General features: G+C 61.8%; 19 protein-coding genes and 1 tRNA gene. 12 read left to right on the top strand and 8 right to left on the bottom strand.

Annotated elements, in window-relative coordinates; translation table 11 throughout:
* Positions 1 to 117: 117 nt before the first annotated feature.
* From yiaY to AC19YS_RS10965, 6 genes are all read left to right on the top strand, one after another.
* Positions 118 to 1,266 (top strand): L-threonine dehydrogenase, encoded by a 1,149-nt coding sequence (yiaY, locus tag AC19YS_RS10990; protein WP_106577051.1) that lies wholly within the window; start codon positions 118 to 120, stop codon positions 1,264 to 1,266.
* Between the two features lie 92 nt (positions 1,267 to 1,358).
* Entirely contained in the window at positions 1,359 to 2,033 is a 675-nt protein-coding gene (locus tag AC19YS_RS10985) for an NAD(P)H-binding protein (protein ID WP_200623588.1), read from the top strand.
* On the top strand, positions 2,033 to 2,944 hold the full coding sequence (locus tag AC19YS_RS10980) for a LysR family transcriptional regulator (RefSeq protein WP_119738910.1): 912 nt from the start codon (positions 2,033 to 2,035) through the stop codon (positions 2,942 to 2,944). The genes AC19YS_RS10985 and AC19YS_RS10980 overlap by 1 nt, the downstream gene beginning before the upstream one ends.
* 216 nt (positions 2,945 to 3,160) lie before the next feature.
* Positions 3,161 to 4,354: a CaiB/BaiF CoA transferase family protein gene (locus AC19YS_RS10975; RefSeq protein ID WP_106577048.1), complete on the top strand. Its 1,194-nt coding sequence runs from the start codon at positions 3,161 to 3,163 to the stop codon at positions 4,352 to 4,354.
* Complete coding sequence (locus AC19YS_RS10970) at positions 4,351 to 5,292, top strand: hydroxymethylglutaryl-CoA lyase (RefSeq protein WP_200623589.1); 942 nt, start codon at positions 4,351 to 4,353, stop codon at positions 5,290 to 5,292. Before AC19YS_RS10975 ends, AC19YS_RS10970 begins: the two co-directional genes overlap by 4 nt.
* Before the next feature lie 59 nt (positions 5,293 to 5,351).
* Entirely contained in the window at positions 5,352 to 6,683 is a 1,332-nt protein-coding gene (locus tag AC19YS_RS10965; RefSeq protein ID WP_500601689.1) for an MFS transporter, read from the top strand.
* On the opposite strand, the gene AC19YS_RS10960 is transcribed toward AC19YS_RS10965, so the two are convergent.
* On the bottom strand, positions 6,684 to 7,172 hold the full coding sequence (locus tag AC19YS_RS10960) for a DMT family transporter (protein ID WP_124416669.1): 489 nt from the start codon (positions 7,170 to 7,172) through the stop codon (positions 6,684 to 6,686).
* A 77-nt stretch (positions 7,173 to 7,249) separates the two neighbouring features.
* On the opposite strand from AC19YS_RS10960, the gene AC19YS_RS10955 reads away from it, so the two are divergent.
* The 4 genes from AC19YS_RS10955 to AC19YS_RS10940 all read left to right on the top strand — a co-directional run bounded on the left by AC19YS_RS10955 (position 7,250) and on the right by AC19YS_RS10940 (position 9,936).
* The gene (locus tag AC19YS_RS10955; RefSeq protein WP_434223058.1) at positions 7,250 to 8,155 is read left to right on the top strand and encodes a LysR family transcriptional regulator; all 906 of its coding nucleotides are present in this window, start codon (positions 7,250 to 7,252) and stop codon (positions 8,153 to 8,155) included.
* A 27-nt stretch (positions 8,156 to 8,182) separates the two neighbouring features.
* Positions 8,183 to 8,593, top strand: a complete 411-nt coding sequence (gene fos, locus AC19YS_RS10950) for a fosfomycin resistance glutathione transferase (protein ID WP_500601688.1) — start codon at positions 8,183 to 8,185, stop codon at positions 8,591 to 8,593.
* A gap of 54 nt (positions 8,594 to 8,647) precedes the next feature.
* Entirely contained in the window at positions 8,648 to 9,289 is a 642-nt protein-coding gene (locus AC19YS_RS10945) for a LysE family translocator (protein ID WP_106577042.1), read from the top strand.
* A gap of 119 nt (positions 9,290 to 9,408) precedes the next feature.
* Positions 9,409 to 9,936 carry a DUF4142 domain-containing protein gene (locus AC19YS_RS10940; RefSeq protein WP_106577041.1) on the top strand — a complete coding sequence of 176 codons (528 nt, stop codon included), beginning with the start codon at positions 9,409 to 9,411 and terminating at the stop codon, positions 9,934 to 9,936.
* A gap of 56 nt (positions 9,937 to 9,992) precedes the next feature.
* On the opposite strand, the gene AC19YS_RS10935 is transcribed toward AC19YS_RS10940, so the two are convergent.
* From AC19YS_RS10935 to AC19YS_RS10925, 3 genes are all read right to left on the bottom strand, one after another.
* On the bottom strand, positions 9,993 to 10,418 hold the full coding sequence (locus AC19YS_RS10935) for a low affinity iron permease family protein (protein WP_106577040.1): 426 nt from the start codon (positions 10,416 to 10,418) through the stop codon (positions 9,993 to 9,995).
* Positions 10,419 to 10,532: 114 nt separating this feature from the next.
* Positions 10,533 to 11,033 carry a methylated-DNA--[protein]-cysteine S-methyltransferase gene (locus AC19YS_RS10930; protein ID WP_169368454.1) on the bottom strand — a complete coding sequence of 167 codons (501 nt, stop codon included), beginning with the start codon at positions 11,031 to 11,033 and terminating at the stop codon, positions 10,533 to 10,535.
* A 258-nt stretch (positions 11,034 to 11,291) separates the two neighbouring features.
* Entirely contained in the window at positions 11,292 to 12,185 is an 894-nt protein-coding gene (locus tag AC19YS_RS10925) for a LysR family transcriptional regulator (protein ID WP_500601687.1), read from the bottom strand.
* Between the two features lie 95 nt (positions 12,186 to 12,280).
* On the opposite strand from AC19YS_RS10925, the gene AC19YS_RS10920 reads away from it, so the two are divergent.
* Positions 12,281 to 13,444: an MFS transporter gene (locus tag AC19YS_RS10920; RefSeq protein WP_500601686.1), complete on the top strand. Its 1,164-nt coding sequence runs from the start codon at positions 12,281 to 12,283 to the stop codon at positions 13,442 to 13,444.
* Positions 13,441 to 14,634: an MFS transporter gene (locus AC19YS_RS10915; RefSeq protein ID WP_500601684.1), complete on the top strand. Its 1,194-nt coding sequence runs from the start codon at positions 13,441 to 13,443 to the stop codon at positions 14,632 to 14,634. The genes AC19YS_RS10920 and AC19YS_RS10915 overlap by 4 nt, the downstream gene beginning before the upstream one ends.
* A 15-nt stretch (positions 14,635 to 14,649) precedes the next feature.
* Here AC19YS_RS10915 and AC19YS_RS10910 read toward each other — a convergent pair whose 3' ends face one another.
* The 4 genes from AC19YS_RS10910 to AC19YS_RS10895 all read right to left on the bottom strand — a co-directional run bounded on the left by AC19YS_RS10910 (position 14,650) and on the right by AC19YS_RS10895 (position 16,846).
* A complete protein-coding gene (locus tag AC19YS_RS10910) occupies positions 14,650 to 14,955 on the bottom strand; it encodes a DUF6482 family protein (protein ID WP_200623599.1) in 306 nt (101 codons plus the stop codon).
* 24 nt (positions 14,956 to 14,979) lie between these two features.
* Complete coding sequence (locus AC19YS_RS10905; protein WP_500601683.1) at positions 14,980 to 15,504, bottom strand: DUF3833 domain-containing protein; 525 nt, start codon at positions 15,502 to 15,504, stop codon at positions 14,980 to 14,982.
* A 189-nt stretch (positions 15,505 to 15,693) separates the two neighbouring features.
* Positions 15,694 to 15,767: transfer RNA gene (locus tag AC19YS_RS10900), tRNA-Gly, on the bottom strand.
* Between the two features lie 194 nt (positions 15,768 to 15,961).
* Positions 15,962 to 16,846, bottom strand: coding sequence for an alpha/beta fold hydrolase (locus AC19YS_RS10895; protein ID WP_448201719.1), 885 nt, complete (start codon positions 16,844 to 16,846; stop codon positions 15,962 to 15,964).
* Positions 16,847 to 16,879: the final 33 nt, after the last annotated feature.

The raw sequence follows: 16,879 nt of genomic DNA, 5'->3' as shown, positions 1-16,879 counted from the left end.
GGGTCTACTCGAAATCGGCTGGGTGGTGACTTTATCACGAGCCGGCGTTGATCCTGATCAAGATGCCACGGCCCACTCAGGTTGATCCTGTAGGCATAACGCCTCTGAGGATTCGCCATGAGCAGCACCTTCTTCATTCCCGCCGTCAACATCATGGGCACCGACTGCCTCGACGAAGCCATGACTGCCATCCGCAATTACGGCTTTCGCAAAGCGCTGATCGTCACCGACGCGGGCCTGGCCAAAGCGGGCGTGGCCAGCATGATCGCCGAGAAGCTGGCGATGCAGGACATCGACTCGGTGATCTACGACGGCGCCAAGCCCAACCCGAATGTGGAAAACGTCGAGAAAGGCCTGGCGCTGTTGCAGCACAGCCACTGCGATTTTGTGGTGTCCCTGGGCGGCGGTTCGCCCCATGACTGCGCCAAGGGCATTGCCTTGTGCGCCACCAATGGCGGGCATATCGGCGACTACGAAGGCGTCGATCAATCCAGCAAGCCGCAACTGCCGCTGGTGGCCATCAACACCACCGCCGGTACTGCCAGTGAGATGACGCGTTTTTGCATCATCACCGACGAAACCCGCCACGTGAAAATGGCCATCGTCGACCGCAACGTGACGCCGCTGCTGTCGGTCAACGACCCGACGCTGATGGTCGGCATGCCCAAGGGCCTGACCGCCGCCACCGGCATGGACGCGTTGACCCACGCCATCGAGGCCTACGTGTCGACCGCCGCCACACCGATCACCGACGCCTGCGCGATCAAGGCAATCGAGCTGATCAGCGCCAACCTGCGCCTGGCGGTACGCGACGGCAGCGACAAGGTCGCGCGGGAAAACATGGCTTACGCGCAATTCCTAGCCGGGATGGCGTTCAACAATGCGTCCCTGGGGTTTGTGCACGCCATGGCCCATCAACTTGGCGGCCTTTACGACCTGCCCCATGGCGTGTGCAACGCGGTGTTGCTGCCCCATGTGCAAAGCTTCAACGCCAGCGTCTGCGCCAAGCGTTTGAGCGACGTGGCGCGCGCCCTGGGCGCCGACATCAAGGGGATCACGCCGGAAGAAGGCGCCCAGGCCGCGATCGCTGCCATCCGTGCGTTGGCCCAGGAGGTTGAGATCCCGGCCGGCTTGCGCGAGCTGGGGGCCAAGCTGCAAGACATTCCGCTGCTGGCCACCAATGCGTTGAAGGACGCCTGTGGGCTGACCAACCCGCGGCGCGCCGATCAGCGCCAGATCGAGGAGATTTTCCGCAGCGCGTTCTAAAGAGGGCGGTCGCACGCGGCAAGCGATAAGCTACAGGCTCAACTGCATTCAACTTGAGCACGAAGCTTGCGGCTTGCCGCTGAGGTCCCCCCATGAGAGTTCTGTTATTCGGCGCCACCGGCATGGTCGGCCAAGGCGTGCTGCGCGAGTGCCTGCTGGCCGCAGATGTGCAGGAAATCGTCGCCGTTGGCCGCACGCCCTTGACCCAGGAACATGGCAAGCTGCATCAGGTGCTGCACAGCGACATGCTGGATTTCCAGCCGCTGGAAAACTTGCTGCAGGGCTTTGATGCGTGTTTCTTCTGCCTCGGCGTTTCGTCGGCGGGCATGAATGAAACCAAGTACACCCACCTCACCTATGACCTGACGTTGGTCGCCGCCAGTACCCTGGCGCGGCTCAATCCGCAGATGACCTTTATCTACGTGTCCGGTGCCGGCACCGACAGCTCCGAAACGGGCAAGTCGATGTGGGCGCGGGTCAAGGGCAAGACCGAAAACGCCTTGCTGCGCTTGCCGTTCAAGGCGGTGTACCTGTTTCGGCCGGGGGTGATCCAGCCGCTGCATGGCGTGCGTTCGAAAACGCCGTTGTACCAATCCTTTTATTCCGTGCTCGGGCCGCTGCTCACGTTTGTGCGCCGGGTCAAGCCCGCCTGGGTAGTGAGCACCGAGACCGTCGGCCAGGCCATGTTGGCGGCCGTGCGCCATGGCGCGCCGCACGCGGTGGTGGAGCAGGGCGAGATCAATCGCCTGGCTGCCGAGCGTCACTGATGTTGCACAAGAGCCTGGTGCGTCGCCTGGATCTGATCACCTTGCAGCTGTTCGTTGCGGTGTTTGAAGAGGGCACATTGACTCGCGCGGCGGCCCGTGAAGCCATAGCGGTATCGGCCGCGAGCAAGCGGCTGATGGAGCTGGAACAGGTGCTGGGCGTCAGCCTGTTTGTGCGCCGGGCCAAGGGCATGGACCTGACGGCGGCGGGCGAAACCCTGTTGCACCATGCGCGGCAGATGCTGTTCAACGTCGAAAAAATGGGCCTGGAACTGGGCGAGCACAGCCATGGCGTGCGCGGTTATGTGCGCATGCTGGCCAATCTGTCGGCGATCATTCAGTTTCTTCCGGAAGACTTGCGGGACTTTTCTGCGCTGCACCCCGAGGTGAAAACCGACCTGGAAGAACGCCCCAGCAATGGCGTGGTACAGGGCGTGCTGGACGGCGTGGCCGACCTTGGGATCTGTTCCAGTGACACTGACACCAAAGGCCTGCCCAGCGTGACCTACCGCCACGACAAACTGGTGGTGCTGATGCCGGCGGCGCATCCGTTGGCTGCACGCGAGACCCTGGCGTTCGCCGAAACACTCGACAGTGATTACGTTGGCCTGCATGCCGCCAGCTCCATCAATATGCGCACCCACGCGGCCGCGCGCGAGGCCGGCAAGATGCTGCGCCTGCGCATCCACGTGCCAGGGTTTGATGCGATGTGCCGGATGGTTCAGGCGAACATGGGCATCGGTATCCTGCCGCAAAAAGCTTACGAGCTGTTCGGCCGCGCGTTGGGATTGCACGCCGTGCCGCTCACGGATGCCTGGTCGGATCGCAGCTTAATTGTGGTGATACGTGATCAAGCACAGCTGTCGCCGGTGAGCCGGTTATTGTTTGACTATCTGCGCACGTCGCTGAAGTAAACCAGCGCCGTGGGCCTCATCGCGGGCAAGCCCGGCTCCCACATGGAAACCCGCTCATCTGTGGGCGCCGGGCTTGCCGCGATAGCGATCTGAATGGCGCCGACAGGGCGTAACCGTTCGCCATCCACGAACGCTGCTTGCCAACTGACGGTTGGATTTCTCCTACGGCTGTCCTCTAGCCTTGGCCACACATTCCAAGAATAAGAGGCACACCCCATGACGGCTCCATTGAGCGGTATCAAGGTGATTGAGATCGGCACCCTGATTGCCGCGCCGTTCGCCGCCCGGCTGATGGCCGAGTTTGGCGCCGAGGTGATCAAGATCGAAGCCCTGGGCCAGGGCGATCCGCTTCGTAAATGGCGAAAGCTGCACGAAGGCACTTCGCTGTGGTGGTACCTGCAATCGCGCAACAAGAAGTCCCTGGCGTTGGACCTCAAGTCAGCGGAAGGCTTGGGTTTGATCAAGCAATTGCTCGGCGACGCCGACGTGCTGATCGAAAACCTGCGCCCCGGCGGCCTGGAAAAACTCGGCCTGGGCTGGGACGTGTTGCACGCCCTCAACCCCAAGCTGACCCTGGTGCGCATCTCCGGCTACGGCCAGACCGGCCCGTATCGCGACCGTCCAGGCTTCGGTGCCATCGGCGAGGCCATGGGCGGCATTCGCTACACCACCGGCAACCCGGATTCGCCACCGGCGCGGGTGGGCGTGAGCCTGGGCGATTCCCTTGCGTCATTGCACGGCGTGATCGGCGCGCTGATGTCGCTGCTGCGGGTCAAGACCGGCCAGGGCGACGGGCAGATTGTCGATGTGTCGCTGGCCGAAAGCGTGTTCAACCTGATGGAAAGTCTGGTGCCTGAATACGACATGCTCGGCCACGTGCGTGAGCGCAGCGGTGGCGCCTTGCCCGGCATCGCGCCGTCCAATACCTACCTGACCGCCGACGGTGCCTATGTGGTGATCGCCGGTAACAGTGACCCGATCTACAAGCGTTTGATGACCACCATCGGCCGGGCCGACCTGGCCGACGCGCCGGAGTTTGCCCACAACGATGGCCGCGCGGCGAAAAGTGGTTTGCTGGATGCGGCGATCACGCACTGGACCAGCAGCCTGCCCATCGACCAAGTGCTTGCTGCCCTGGAAACCGCCGAAGTGCCGGCCGGGCGCATCTACTCGGTGGCTGATATCGTCAGCGACCCGCATTACCAGGCGCGCGACATGCTGCTCAATGCCGAACTGCCTGGCGGCGTGTCGGTGAAAATGCCCGGCATCGTGCCCAAGCTGTCCGAAACCCCCGGCGCGGTGAACTGGCAAGGCCCGAGCCTGGGCCAGCACACCGACGACATCCTCGGCAGCCTCGGCCTGACCGATACCGATATCCAACGCCTGAAAACCTCGGGAGTGGTGCAATGATCACCGATTATTCTGACCCGCTGATCGTGCAGGAAGTGTCCCCGCGCGATGGCCTGCAAATCGAACCGACCTGGGTTGAAACCGCCGACAAGATCGCGTTGATCAACCAGCTGTCGCTGGCCGGGTTTTCGCGAATCGAGGCTGGTTCATTCGTCTCGCCCAAGGCCATTCCGGCATTGCGCGATGGCGAGCAAGTGTTCCAGGGCATCGTGCGCAAACCCGGTGTGATCTATGTGGCGCTGATCCCTAACCTCAAGGGTGCCCAGCGCGCCATCGAGTCCCGCGCCGATGAGTTGAACCTGGTGATGTCCGCCAGCCAGACCCACAACCTGGCGAATATGCGCATGCATTGCGAGGCCTCGTTGGCGGCTTTTAAAGACATCGTCAGCTTTGCCGCCGACTACCCGGTGCGCCTCAACGGCAGCATCGCCACCACCTTCGGCTGCCCGTTCGAAGGCAAGGTGGATGAAGACCGCGTGCTGCATATCGTCGATGCCTATCGCGAGTTGGGCATCCAGGGCATCACCCTGGCCGACACCACCGGCATGGCCAATCCGCGCCAAGTTGCGCGCCTGGTCAAACGTGTATTGCAGTATGTGCCAGCCAGCGATCTGACCCTGCATTTTCACAACACCCGCGGCCTGGGCTTGTGCAATGTGCTGGCGGCTTACGAGGCCGGCGCGCGCCGATTTGATGCGGCCTTGGGCGGCCTTGGCGGCTGCCCGTTCGCGCCGGGGGCGTCGGGCAATATCTGCACCGAAGACCTGGTCAACCTGTGCGACGAGGTCGGGATTCACACCGGTATCGACCTGCCGCACCTGTTGCACATGTCCCGCCAACTGCCGGCGCTGCTTGGCCATGAGCTGCCCGGCCAGGTCGCCAAGGCCGGGCGCAATGGCGACCTGCATCCGCCACCCGATTACATCGCCACCCTGTAACACCGCACCAGACAACAAAAACAATCGGGCGCCGTTGAGCTGCCCGCTGGAGAGAAAGCATGAGCACTAATACGTTAGAGGCCGGCGCGCGCCCGGCCGCTGAGATCGATGCCGAAAAAGCCCTGGTCAGCAAGGTCGCCTGGCGCGTGATGCCGCTGATCATGGTGTGCTACCTGTTCGCGTTTTTTGACCGCATCAACATCAGCTTCGCCAAGTTCCAACTGCAAACCGACCTGAGCCTGAGCGACACCGCTTACGGCCTCGGCGCCGGGCTGTTTGTGGTCGGCTATGTGATTTTCGAAGTGCCGAGCAACATGATGCTGTACAAGGTCGGCGCACGGCGCTGGATCGCGCGGATCATGATGTCCTGGGGCCTGGCCACGGCGGCCATGGTGTTTGTCACCGCCGAATGGCAGTTCTACGGCCTGCGTTTCATCATTGGCGCCATGGAAGCTGGCTTCGCACCGGGCGTGCTGTATTACCTGACGTTGTGGTTTCCACAGCACTTTCGTGGACGCATCACCTCGCTGCTGTTTCTGGCTTCGGCCTTCGCGGGCTTGGTTGGCGCGCCGTTCTCCGGCCTGGTGTTGGAGCATCTCGACGGCGTGCTGCAACTGCGCGGCTGGCACTGGTTGTTTCTGCTTGGCGGCTTGCCCTGCATCGGCCTGGGCTTCCTGGTGCTGACGCTGCTCAAAGACCGTATCGAAGACGCGCAGTGGCTGACGCCAGCGGAAAAGGCCTTGCTGTCCAGCCGAATTGCCAAGCATGAGCCCAACACCCACGGTGGTTCATTGCTGTCGGCGATCCGCATTCCAGGCTTTTTGATGCTCGGTTTTATCTACTTCCTGATCCAGGTCGCGTCCTACGGGCTCAACTTCTGGGCGCCACAATTGATCCGCAGCGCCGGCACCCAGAGCCCGGTGATGATCGGCCTGCTCACCGCGATTCCCTATGTGTGCGGCGCGATCAGCATGGTGGTGATCGGGCGGCTGTCGGACGCCACCGGCGAGCGGCGCAAGTTTGTCGGCGGCCTGGTGGTGTTGGGGGCGATTGGCTTTTTCAGCGCCGGGATTTTTGCCGACCACACCACGTTCCTGATCATCGCCCTGGGCATGCTGGGGGCGGGCATCATCGCCTCGATCCCGACCTTCTGGACCTTGCCGCCCAAACTGCTGGCCGGCGCGGGAGCCGGTGCGGCTGGCGGCATCGCGGTGATCAACACCCTCGGTCAGTTCGGCGGCATTGTCAGCCCGGTGATGGTGGGGCGGATCAAGGACCTCACCGGCAGCACCACCCCGGCGCTGTATGTGATTGGCGTGTGCGCCCTGCTGGCCGCGGCTTTGTTGCTGTGGGGCTTGCCACACAAGCTGCGCACGCTCGACAAGGCCTGATCAGCCTGTCGCTGCCAATGCTCGGGCAGGCGTGCTGCTGAACTGAATCAACACCACGCCGCCAATCAACAACAGCGCCCCCAGCACACGGGGCGTTGTCAGTTGGCGCTCCACCAGGCCGAACAGCCCGAAGTGATCGAGCACCAGTGAGGCGAGAATCTGTCCGGCCATGGCCAAGGCAATGAACCCCGACGCGCCGAGCTTGGGCAACAGCATCAGCGCCAGGGAAATAAAGCACACGCCAAATGCACCCCCGGCCCACATCCACACCGGCGCTTTAGTGATAAAGGCCAGGCTCGGCAGGGGTAGACGCAGCGCCAGAATGACCGGCAGCAGCACGATAATACTCACCAACAATGACGCCAGCGTGGCCCACAACGGGTGACCGAGCCCGCGCCCGAGGTTGGCGTTGATTGCGCTTTGAAACGGCACCACCGCCCCGGCGATCACCGCCAGCGCCAGCAAACCCAGCCAATGCAACGTCGTCATTTCGAATCTCCCAGAGGTTTTGCTGGACTCTAGGCTATTCGTCGCGCAAATTTAAATTCCAAATTCTTATGCTGGGCATGCAGCCGATGAATGATCTGCGTCGCGTCGACCTCAACCTGCTGGTGATCCTGGAGGCCTTGCTCAGTGAGCAACACGTCACCCGCGCCGCCGAGCGTTTGCACCTGAGCCAGCCGGCAGTCAGCCACGCTCTGGCGCGTTTACGGGATCTGCTGGGTGATCCCTTGCTGGTGCGCCAGGGCGGAACATTGGTGCCGACCGCGCGAGCCCTGGAGTTGGCGACACCTTTGGCTGAAGCCCTGGCCCAGGTGCAAGCACTGCTGGCACCGAACCGGTTTGACCCGGCGTCGGCCAAGCGCAGGTTTCGCCTGGCGATGTCGGACTACAGCGCGGCGATTTTCCTGCCGGAGCTGGTCCGCGTTCTGCGCCGTGAAGCCCCTGGCATCGACCTGCAAATCGTCCAGGCCAGCCGTGAAGGCATGGTAGACGCCGTGCTCAACGGCGACATCGACCTGGCCGCCGGGGTATTCCCCGATATGCCCGCCGAACTGCGCACCACGCCTTTGTTTGAGGAGCATTACACCTGCCTGGTCGACCGCAACAGCCTGCCGCCCAGTGGCGTGCTTGACCTGCCCACCTATTTGTCGCGCCCGCACGTGCTGTTGGAAATGCGCGGCAGCGGAACCCCGGAAATCGAGCGGGCGTTAACGGCGATTCGTGAACGGCGCCATGTAGCAATCAGCCTGCCGCATTGGGGCGTGGCGCCGCAGCTGATTCAGGGCACCGACCTGATTCTGACGGTGTCATCCAGGGGCTTGCTCAACATCGATCAACAGCATCTGCTGGCCGTGCCGCCACCGTTTCATATTCCCTCGTTCGCCGTCGAACTGGCGTGGCATGCACGGCGGGGCGGCGATTCGGGGTTGCAGTGGCTGATTGGGCAGGTGCAAGGTGTGTTGTCCTAAGGCTATCGATCACAGGAATAAACACTCATGCTCTCAGGCTTCAACCACCTGACCCTTGCCGTTACCGACTTGAACCGCAGCGTCAGCTTCTACCATGAGCTGCTGCAGCTTAAGCTCGACGCCACCTGGGACCAGGGCGCCTACCTCTCATTGCCCGGTTTGTGGCTGTGCCTGTCGCTCGATCCTTCGCGTTCAACCACACCTGCGGTGGATTACACCCATTACGCGTTCACTGCCGCCGCCGATGAGGTCGCCGCGCTGGTGGCGCGCTTGCGAGACGCCAAGGTGCATGAGTGGCGCGACAACCGCAGCGAAGGGGCCTCGTTCTACTTTCTCGACCCGGATGGGCACAAGCTCGAGGCGCATGTCGGCGACCTGGCTTCGCGCCTTCAGGCCTGCCGCGCCAAGCCTTATGCAGGCATGCAGTTTTACCCGTAGCGCCAGAACGTGCAGAATCGCTGCACCTTTCAATCGCCTGTCAGAGTCGCGTCCATGACCCCCTCCTTGCTGCTCGCCGTTCTTGCTTCGGGTTTTATCTATGGGATTACGCCTGGGCCGGGCGTCCTGGCGGTATTTGGGATCGGCGCGTCTCGTGGCCGTCGCGCCGGGGCGGGTTTTCTGTGCGGGCACTTGCTGGGTGATGTGGTGTGGTGCAGTACGGCGCTGGTCGCCATTGTGGGCGCGCGGGAAGTGGGCAGCAGCGCCTTTGATGTGCTGGGCGTGCTCAGCGGTGTGTACTTGTTCTGGCTTGGCTGGCGGGCGATTCGCACCCAGCGCCGCAGCAGCGATGCGCCTCAGGGCGCGGCGCGCCATCCGTTCTGGCACGGCATCCTGTTCGGCTTGACCAACCCCAAGGCCTACCCGGTGGCGGTTGCAACCTTTACCGCGCTGCTGTCCAGCCGTGCCGAGTTGCTGACATGGGCAATGCTGCCGTCGTTGATCTTGTTGAGTTTCATCGGCGGCCTGCTGGCTTACGCGATTCTGATCGGCGTGGTGGGCGCCCAGCGTGTGCGCACGGTGTACCAGCGGCATGAAATCCTCATCACCCGCCTGTGCGGCGTGATGTTTATCGGCTTCGCCATTAACGCCCTGGCGCACGCGTTGCCGGGCCTGTTCGGCAGCAAACCGGCTTGAGGCGACGACGACCGTTCGTCGCACTGGCGAGTTTTTTCTAAACCTTTGCCGCCCTGAAAATTCGAATTCAGGGCGGGGCGTATTTCCCCGCACCTATTTTTGCCCTGGAGGAACCCATCATGAGCCGCATGGCTATCCGGTTACGCACCGCCAGTTTCGCGATGCTGCTGGGCCTCGGCGCCAGCAATGCTTTCGCCCAGTCGCCTGCTGAATTTATCGAGCAGGCTTCGGCCAAAGGGATGGCCGATATCGAAACCAGTCGCATGGCCCACGCCAGGACGTCGTCCCAGGAAATCAAGGACTACACCATCGAGGTCATCAACGAACGCACCCTGGCCAACCAGCATTTGGCGGCCATCGCCAAGAAGCTCGACTTGCCCGTGGCCCCGCGCGAGAAGATCGTCGACAAGGCCGAAACCCTGATGCCTGAACTCAAGGACGGCGACTCCTTTGACGCGGCCTACACCGCGCAGCAGGTCAAGGAAAACGAAGACGCCATCGCCCTGTTCAAGAAAGAAGGCGCGGCGTCGGATGTGCCAGAGATAAAAGCACTGGTGGACGAGACGCTGCCCAAGCTTGAAGAGCGTCTGCAAAAAGCCCGTGCCCTGGCCTCGACTTACGGTAAAGGTCATCAAGGCGACGGTTGATTGCCTCACCTGAAAGTGAGAAACGGCGGTTGGATGATTTCCAACCGCCGTTTTTTTTAGGCTTGATTCAGATCGGTTTTGTTGGGGTGCGCATCGTCGACCCTTTCACCACAACTGGTGCTCAAGCTGACCGTGCCGGTGTCGCCGATGCTGCGGTATTGCTTGCGCAGTTGTTCCAGTTCTTTGCGGTCCAGGCCATCCAGGCTCAACACGGCGTTCTGGGCATCCTTGGAGACGCGCAGCAGTTCGTCGATCTTGATATGCAGGATGTCGTTGTCGCGGTTTTGTGTGTTCTGGATCAGGAAGACCATCAGGAAGGTGATGATGGTGGTCGAGGTGTTGATGATCAACTGCCAGGTGTCGTTGTAGTGGAAATAGGGTCCGCTCAGGCTCCACAGGAATATCAACGCGACGGCCGCATAGAACGTCCGGGCGCTGCCTGCCCAGCGGGACAAGGATTGAGAGACTGCGGAGAATTTCATGACCGTTTTTCCTTAATGGGTGGGTGATGAAATTATGGACCGCAGCGGTTCTTTGAAATTTCTTTTTACAAAAGCGTCGGTGAGCAAAGTTGTACGTTTTTGTCGCGGTTCGCCTCAGAAGCCCAGTTCTGCCTGGCCTGCACCCTCCAGCGCGAGCAAATAGTGTTTGGCGCCAAGCCCTCCGGCGAACCCGGTCAGCCCACCCGAGGCGCCTATGACCCGATGGCAGGGCGCAACGATCGAGATGGGGTTACGCCCGTTGGCGGCACCCACCGCGCGCACGGCCTTGGGGTTGCCAATTTGCTCGGCGATCTGGCTGTAGCTGCGGGTTTCGCCGAACGGGATGGTCAGCAGCGCCCGCCAGACCTGTTGTTGAAAAGGCGTGCCGTTGAAGTCCAGTTCCAGCTCGAACTGGCTGCGTGCGCCGGCGAAATACTCGCGTAGCTGGCGCGCGGTTTCCAACAGCACCGGGCTGTCGTTGGCCTCGCGCAACTCGCCCAGCCGTACGCGGTTGGCGCGTTCCTGTTCCCACAGGATCGCGGTGAGCTTGCCGTCGCGGGCCACCAGGGTGAGCTGGCCGACGGGGGAGGGCATGAGCGTGTATTCGTACGGCATGAGCGGGCTCCTCGAAGGACGGGTGTTAAAAGCCAGGACGCTACTGTAATGCCATCTGCCTGTCAGGAAACCGCGTTTCTTGCGATCAAATTCCTCAAGGGGCTCGCCGTTCCAGTAGCGCCCGTCGGGGCAATGGAAATACCCGTTACCGAGAGACAAACCTGCCGGCTCACGACGGCTGATGAGCGGGTTTCGGTCGGTGTTGAATGAGCGCCCTGGTGGGGTGTTGGAAAGAGGTTTGCGGTTTTGTCCAAGGCATTACCGGCTGTGTAACACCTGCGCAAGGATGGCGAGGAATGCATCAGCCAATACATTTTTCCTTTGCGCGGGCGTCAACACCAACAATTGCGCGCACGCATCCGCCTCCACCAGCGGCCGATACGTCACACCCTTGTTCATCAGGCTTTGGGTACAGGCGGGTACCAACGCCACGCCTTGTGCGGCGGCCACCAAGGCAATGATCGAGGTGATCTGCCGCCCGGTTGGCCCCGCGCGCAAAGGCTGGGCGTGGCGGCGGTAAAGGTGCTCGATGGATTGGTTCAGACCCGACCCGTAGTCGGCCGGGAACAGAATCAGCGGATACGCACTGAGTTGCGTCAAGCTGACCTGCGCCAGCTTGGCCAGCGGACTGTCGCTGGACACCGCGGCCACCAGCCGCTCTTCGCCCAACGACAACGCGTGAACGTCTGCTGTGTGCGGCAAAAGCCGACTCAATCCGATATCCAGCCGGCCGTCAGCCACCTGCGCGCCGAGGCTGCCAGAGGCGCACTCCACCAAGGTGAACTGCACATCGGGCAAGCGCTGGGCGAAGGCCTGGATCGCTTGGCTGAACAGGTCCGACAAAGCGATCGAGCTGACATACCCGAGTGCCAATTGGCCTGCGGTGCCCGCTGCCAGTTTGCCGGCGATGACCTGTGCCAATTCAACCTGCTCCAACACGCCACGCGCGTAGGGCAAGAACGAACGCCCCTGGGCGGTGAGAGACACCGTGCGGCTGGTGCGATCAAACAGCTTGAACCCCAGCTCTGTCTCCAGCGCTGAAATCTGCCGAGTCAGCGGCGGCTGGGCCAGGTGCAGGCGCAGTGCCGCGCGGCCGAAGTGCAATTCTTCGGCGACCGTCAGAAAGTAACGCAGCTTGCGTAGGTCGAGCATCCTGATCCTTGGGTATTGATCGGTTCGAAATCGGTATTGGTTTAAAACCCGACGGCCATTCTATAAAGGCGTTACAAAATAAAACGAGAGGTTTCATGAAACCGCGCCTGCATTGTGCCCGTCTAGCCCTGTTCCTGTGTGGCTGCGCTGCGTTTCTCAACCTTTACGCCACCCAAAGCATCCTCGCGACCTTTGCCACGCAGTTTCATATCAGCGCCAAGGAAGCGGGCTGGAGCATCACGGTCACCACCCTGGCGGTGGCAATCACCGCGCCTTTTGTCAGCCGGCTGACCGGGCGCTTCGAACAGCGCACGGTCATCGCCGTGGCCGCGCTGCTGCTGGCCGCCCCTGCGCTGATGACCGCCTACGCCGGCAGTTTTGCCGAAGTGCTGGTGTGGCGGTTTGTGCAGGGTATGGTGATCCCGGTGGTGTTTGCCACCAGCGTGGCTTACATCGGCGACCGTTGGCGTGGCGCGACGGTGACCGAGGTCACCAGCCTGTACGTGGCGGGCACGGTTCTGGGCGGGTTCGCCGGGCGTTTCGTCACCGGTGTGATGACGCAATACGTCGGCTGGCGCGAAGCGTTCGAACTGCTGGCGGTGTTGAGCTTGATGGTCGGCGGGTTTATTCAGTTCCTGTTGCCCGCCAATCGGCAGCGCGGCGAACGGCCTGGAACGGTTGCTTCAGGTGTTTTTAGCCGACCTTTGCTGGCGGCGTACGGCGTAGGTTTTTGCGTGTTGTTCTCCCAGGTTGCGGCATTTACTTACGCAGGTTTGCACCTTGGCCTGCCACCGTTCAACTTGGGGCCTGCGGCGCTGGGCACGCTTTACATGGTGTTTCTGCTGGCGTTGATCGTGATTCCCATCGCCGGGCGCCTCAGCAAAGCCAGGCCTCACGCCGAACTGCTGGCGGTCGCCGCCGCGCTCGGTGTCGGTGGTTCGGCGCTGACCCTGGCGCCGTCGCTGTGGTGCATTGTGGTGGGTCTGGCGCTCAGTTCCACCGGCGTGTTCCTGGCCCAGGCCGCCGCCAATGCGTTCATCAGTGCCACCGCCGGTGAGAGCAAGTCTGGCGCCGTGGGGGTTTACCTGACGTGCTATTACCTGGGCGGCAGTTGCGGTGCCATCGTCCCGGCATTGATCTGGGAGCGCTGGGGCTGGGCCGGCTGTGTGGCGCTGATTATCGGTTTTCAACTGCTGACGCTGCTGATCGCCCTGACGGGCTGGAAGCCACTCAAACCTGAGCGGGTGCCGACACCATGAATGACACTGTTGCCGTGCCTGTTCGCGAAACCTCCAGCCGGCGCCGCGCGCTGATCGCCGGTTGCAGCGCTCACGCCGTACACGATGGCCTCACGGACGTTATCTACGTGTTGCTGCCGATCTGGCAGGCGCAGTTCGCCTTGTCCTACGCCCAGATCGGCCTGTTGCGTGGCGCCTATTCCGGAATGATGGCCGTGTTCCAACTGATGGCCAGCCGCGCCGCCCGACGCTGGGGCCGTTTACCGTTGCTGGTAGGTGGCACTGCGCTTGCGGGTGTCGCTTACCTAGTGGTGGGGCAAGCCACCGGGCTGAGCCTGTTGCTGTTGGCGTTGCTGCTGGGCGGTTTGGGGGCCAGCACCCAACACCCATTGGCCTCCTCGATGATCACCGACGCTTATGAGGACGGTGGTGGCGTCAAGCAGGCGCTGTCCCAGTACAACTTCAGCGGCGATATCGGCAAAACCCTGATTCCTGGGGTGGTGGGCCTGCTGCTGACCGTCGTCAGCTGGCGCGCCAGCGCCACACTGCTGGGGCTGCTCGGTCTGGCGGCAGCGGGGATGCTCTGGTGGCTGGTGCCGGCTGAAGTTCGCGAGTCCGGTGCGATAAAAAAAGCCCGGCCACCGAGTGGCACGGGCTCGGTGGCAGGCCTGCGTGCGCTGATCCTCACCGGTACGCTCGACAGCGCCGTGCGCATGGGCTTTCTCACGTTCCTGCCGTTTCTGCTGCAAGCCAAAGGCGCAGGCACGGCGGGCATTGGGCTGGCGCTGACGATGCTGTTCATTGGCGGTGCGTTTGGCAAATTGCTTTGCGGCTACCTGGGGGCTCGCATTGGCATGATGAAAACCGTCTGGTTGACCGAAACCAGCACCGCGCTGTTGATCGTCACGGCCGTGTACCTGCCGCTGAGTGGCTTGATGGTGATGTTGCCGCTGCTGGGTTTGGCGCTGAATGGCACGTCTTCTGTGCTCTACGGCGCCGTCCCGGACCTGGCGAGCGCAGGCAGGCGCGAACAGGCTTTTGCGGTGTTCTACACCGGCACCATTGGCGGCGGAGCGCTGGCGCCGGTGGTGCTCGGCGGGGTCGGCGATGCGCTCGGTGTGCCGGTGGCGGTGATGGTACTGGCGGGGATTTTGCTGTTGACCTTGCCGTTGGCGTGGGTGGTACAGCGAGGAATGCGCGATGAGGTTTAACCGCACATTCCCTGGTTAAAGGGGCGAGGCCAGCGTAAACGGTATGCGCAATGCGCCGATCGGCCCTTCGCGCACACCGCACATTTCATCGTGCACGCTGTGCTGCACCAGCACACACGGGAACGGCGGAACCCGCTGCAACAGGTCGCGCAAGTGCGTGGTCGAGCCGATGCGCATGGGCTTGGCGTCATCGTCCACCAGCGTCATTTCGACATGATCCAACCTGACCCGCGCGATGTAGAAGCCACCCTCCAGCGACAGCAGCTCCAACTCCCGTATCTCGCCTTTCTCGGCCAATTCAGTGAGCATTTTCAGGTTCATGGTTCACCCTCACGGTGGGTTGTTTCATTGGCGACGAAAGAGCAGTGTGACCTGGCCCCATTCGACGCCGAACTTGGTCATGCTGGAGCGGTTGATCAGCGTGTCCTCGTCCATCAAGTACATCCAGTCATCAAAACTCACCTCGTGGACCGAACCGTCCACCGGCAGGTTGAGTCGGTAGCGCCAACGCAGTGCATTGCCCGCAACTTCGCCGATCGCTTCGCCGACCACGTCACCCGCCCGACCGCGCCAGCGTCCCGGACCATCCGGGGTCAGTGTCCAGACGCGCTGCTGACGCGTGCCATCGCTGTACAGAAAGCGCTCGTCGAGAATCAGGGCGTTGCCCTCGCGGCGGCTGGCGATATTGACCTCAAAGCGCTTGGCCACTTCGCCCGAACGCTTCTGGAAAATCCCCCAGGCCTTGACGGGCTTGCTGAAGAAACGCTCCAGGTCCAATTGCGGTTTCTGATCGGCGTAGTGGGCGACCTCGACGTTGCCGCAACTGCTCAAAATCAACGCCAGCAACAATGAAATCAGTAGACGTGTCATTGCCGGGCTCCGGGATCACGCGCGGCGAAGCGCCAACGCTTGGTATTTATACTTGTACAAAAATATTGATTTGTACAGGTTTGCGCGCGGCAAGTGACGAATGTACAAATTGCGCCCATAAAAAAACCGGTCACAGGGACCGGTTTTTTTGGCATCTGCGTCGTAACCGACGTAGGCGCGAAATGTGAGTGGAGCGGGTAGAGGGAATCGAACCCTCGTCGGAAGCTTGGGAAGCTACTGTTCTACCATTAAACTATACCCGCTCAGAGCGGCTGACTTTGTACCAGATGTTCATCGGGATTTGAAGTTTTTCTTCGAAAAATGTGTGGGTTGCGTCGCTCAAGCTCAGTTGGAAGCTGGCTTGCCTGCGATACATCGCCTGTGTGACTGACACACAGGTACCTGCATCGCGGGCAAGCCCGGCTCCCGCGCAAGCGGGCGTTTCAGTTCTGTCATTTCAAATCGCAAAGGCATGCTGCGTCTGGCCCTGGTGGTAGCGCAAGCGACTGACCTGTCGCTGCGGTTTCAAAAAGCCCACCACCGCGTCTCGGCTGTCCCGACACGCCGCTTTGTGCTCCATATCCAGAAAATGCCCGGTCGCCTGAATAGTGCTGAAGCTGCTCTTGGCCACATGCTGGCCAAACAGCTTGGCGTCTTCGGCACTGGTGTACTCGTCCCATTCGCCATTCAAAAACAGCACTGGGATGTCGATTTGCCGCGCTGCCTTGAGGTAGCACAGGCGGTCGCTGTTGAGCACGTGGCTGATGTGAAAGTGCATCTGCCCGTATTCGTGCTCGGCCAGGCTGCTGACGTGCTTGTAGTTGAAGCGCTTGAACAGCGACGGCAGGTGTTTGCCGATAGTGTTGTTGACCAGGTGGCCGACGCGGTCGCGGTCAAGGTTGCCGAGGTAGTCCACACCGCGTTCAAGGTAATCGCGCATCGGTGCATTGATCACCGGGGAAAACGAACTGATCACGGCCTTTTCCACGCGGCGCGGGCGTGCAGCGAGGGCGACCAGGGTGGCAGCGCCGCCCCAGGAAAATGACAGCACGTGCTCGGCGGCGAAGTGGTCGATGAGTTCCAGCAGAATCTGGCCTTCGACTTCTTTCGTCAGCATCTGCTCATGGCGGTTGTGGATTTTTGAGCGGCCAGCGTAGGGCTGGTCGTACAAAACCACGTTGAACTGCGGGTACAGGCTTTTCACGGTTTGGGCGAAGGACGCCGTGGTGGCCATCGAGCCGTTGACCAGGATGATGGTCTTTTCAGCAGCATCCGCGCGATAGAACTCCGTGTAAACCCGATACTGACCCTGTATATCCAACACAGCGATTTCTGGCCTCATGTCGTAATACTCCTGGCAAGCGGGTAGGGCGCG

Source organism: Pseudomonas sp. MF08831 (assembly GCF_059862645.1).
The sequence above is the reverse complement of the archived record's forward strand: the minus strand, read 5'-3'. Positions and strand labels throughout refer to the sequence as shown.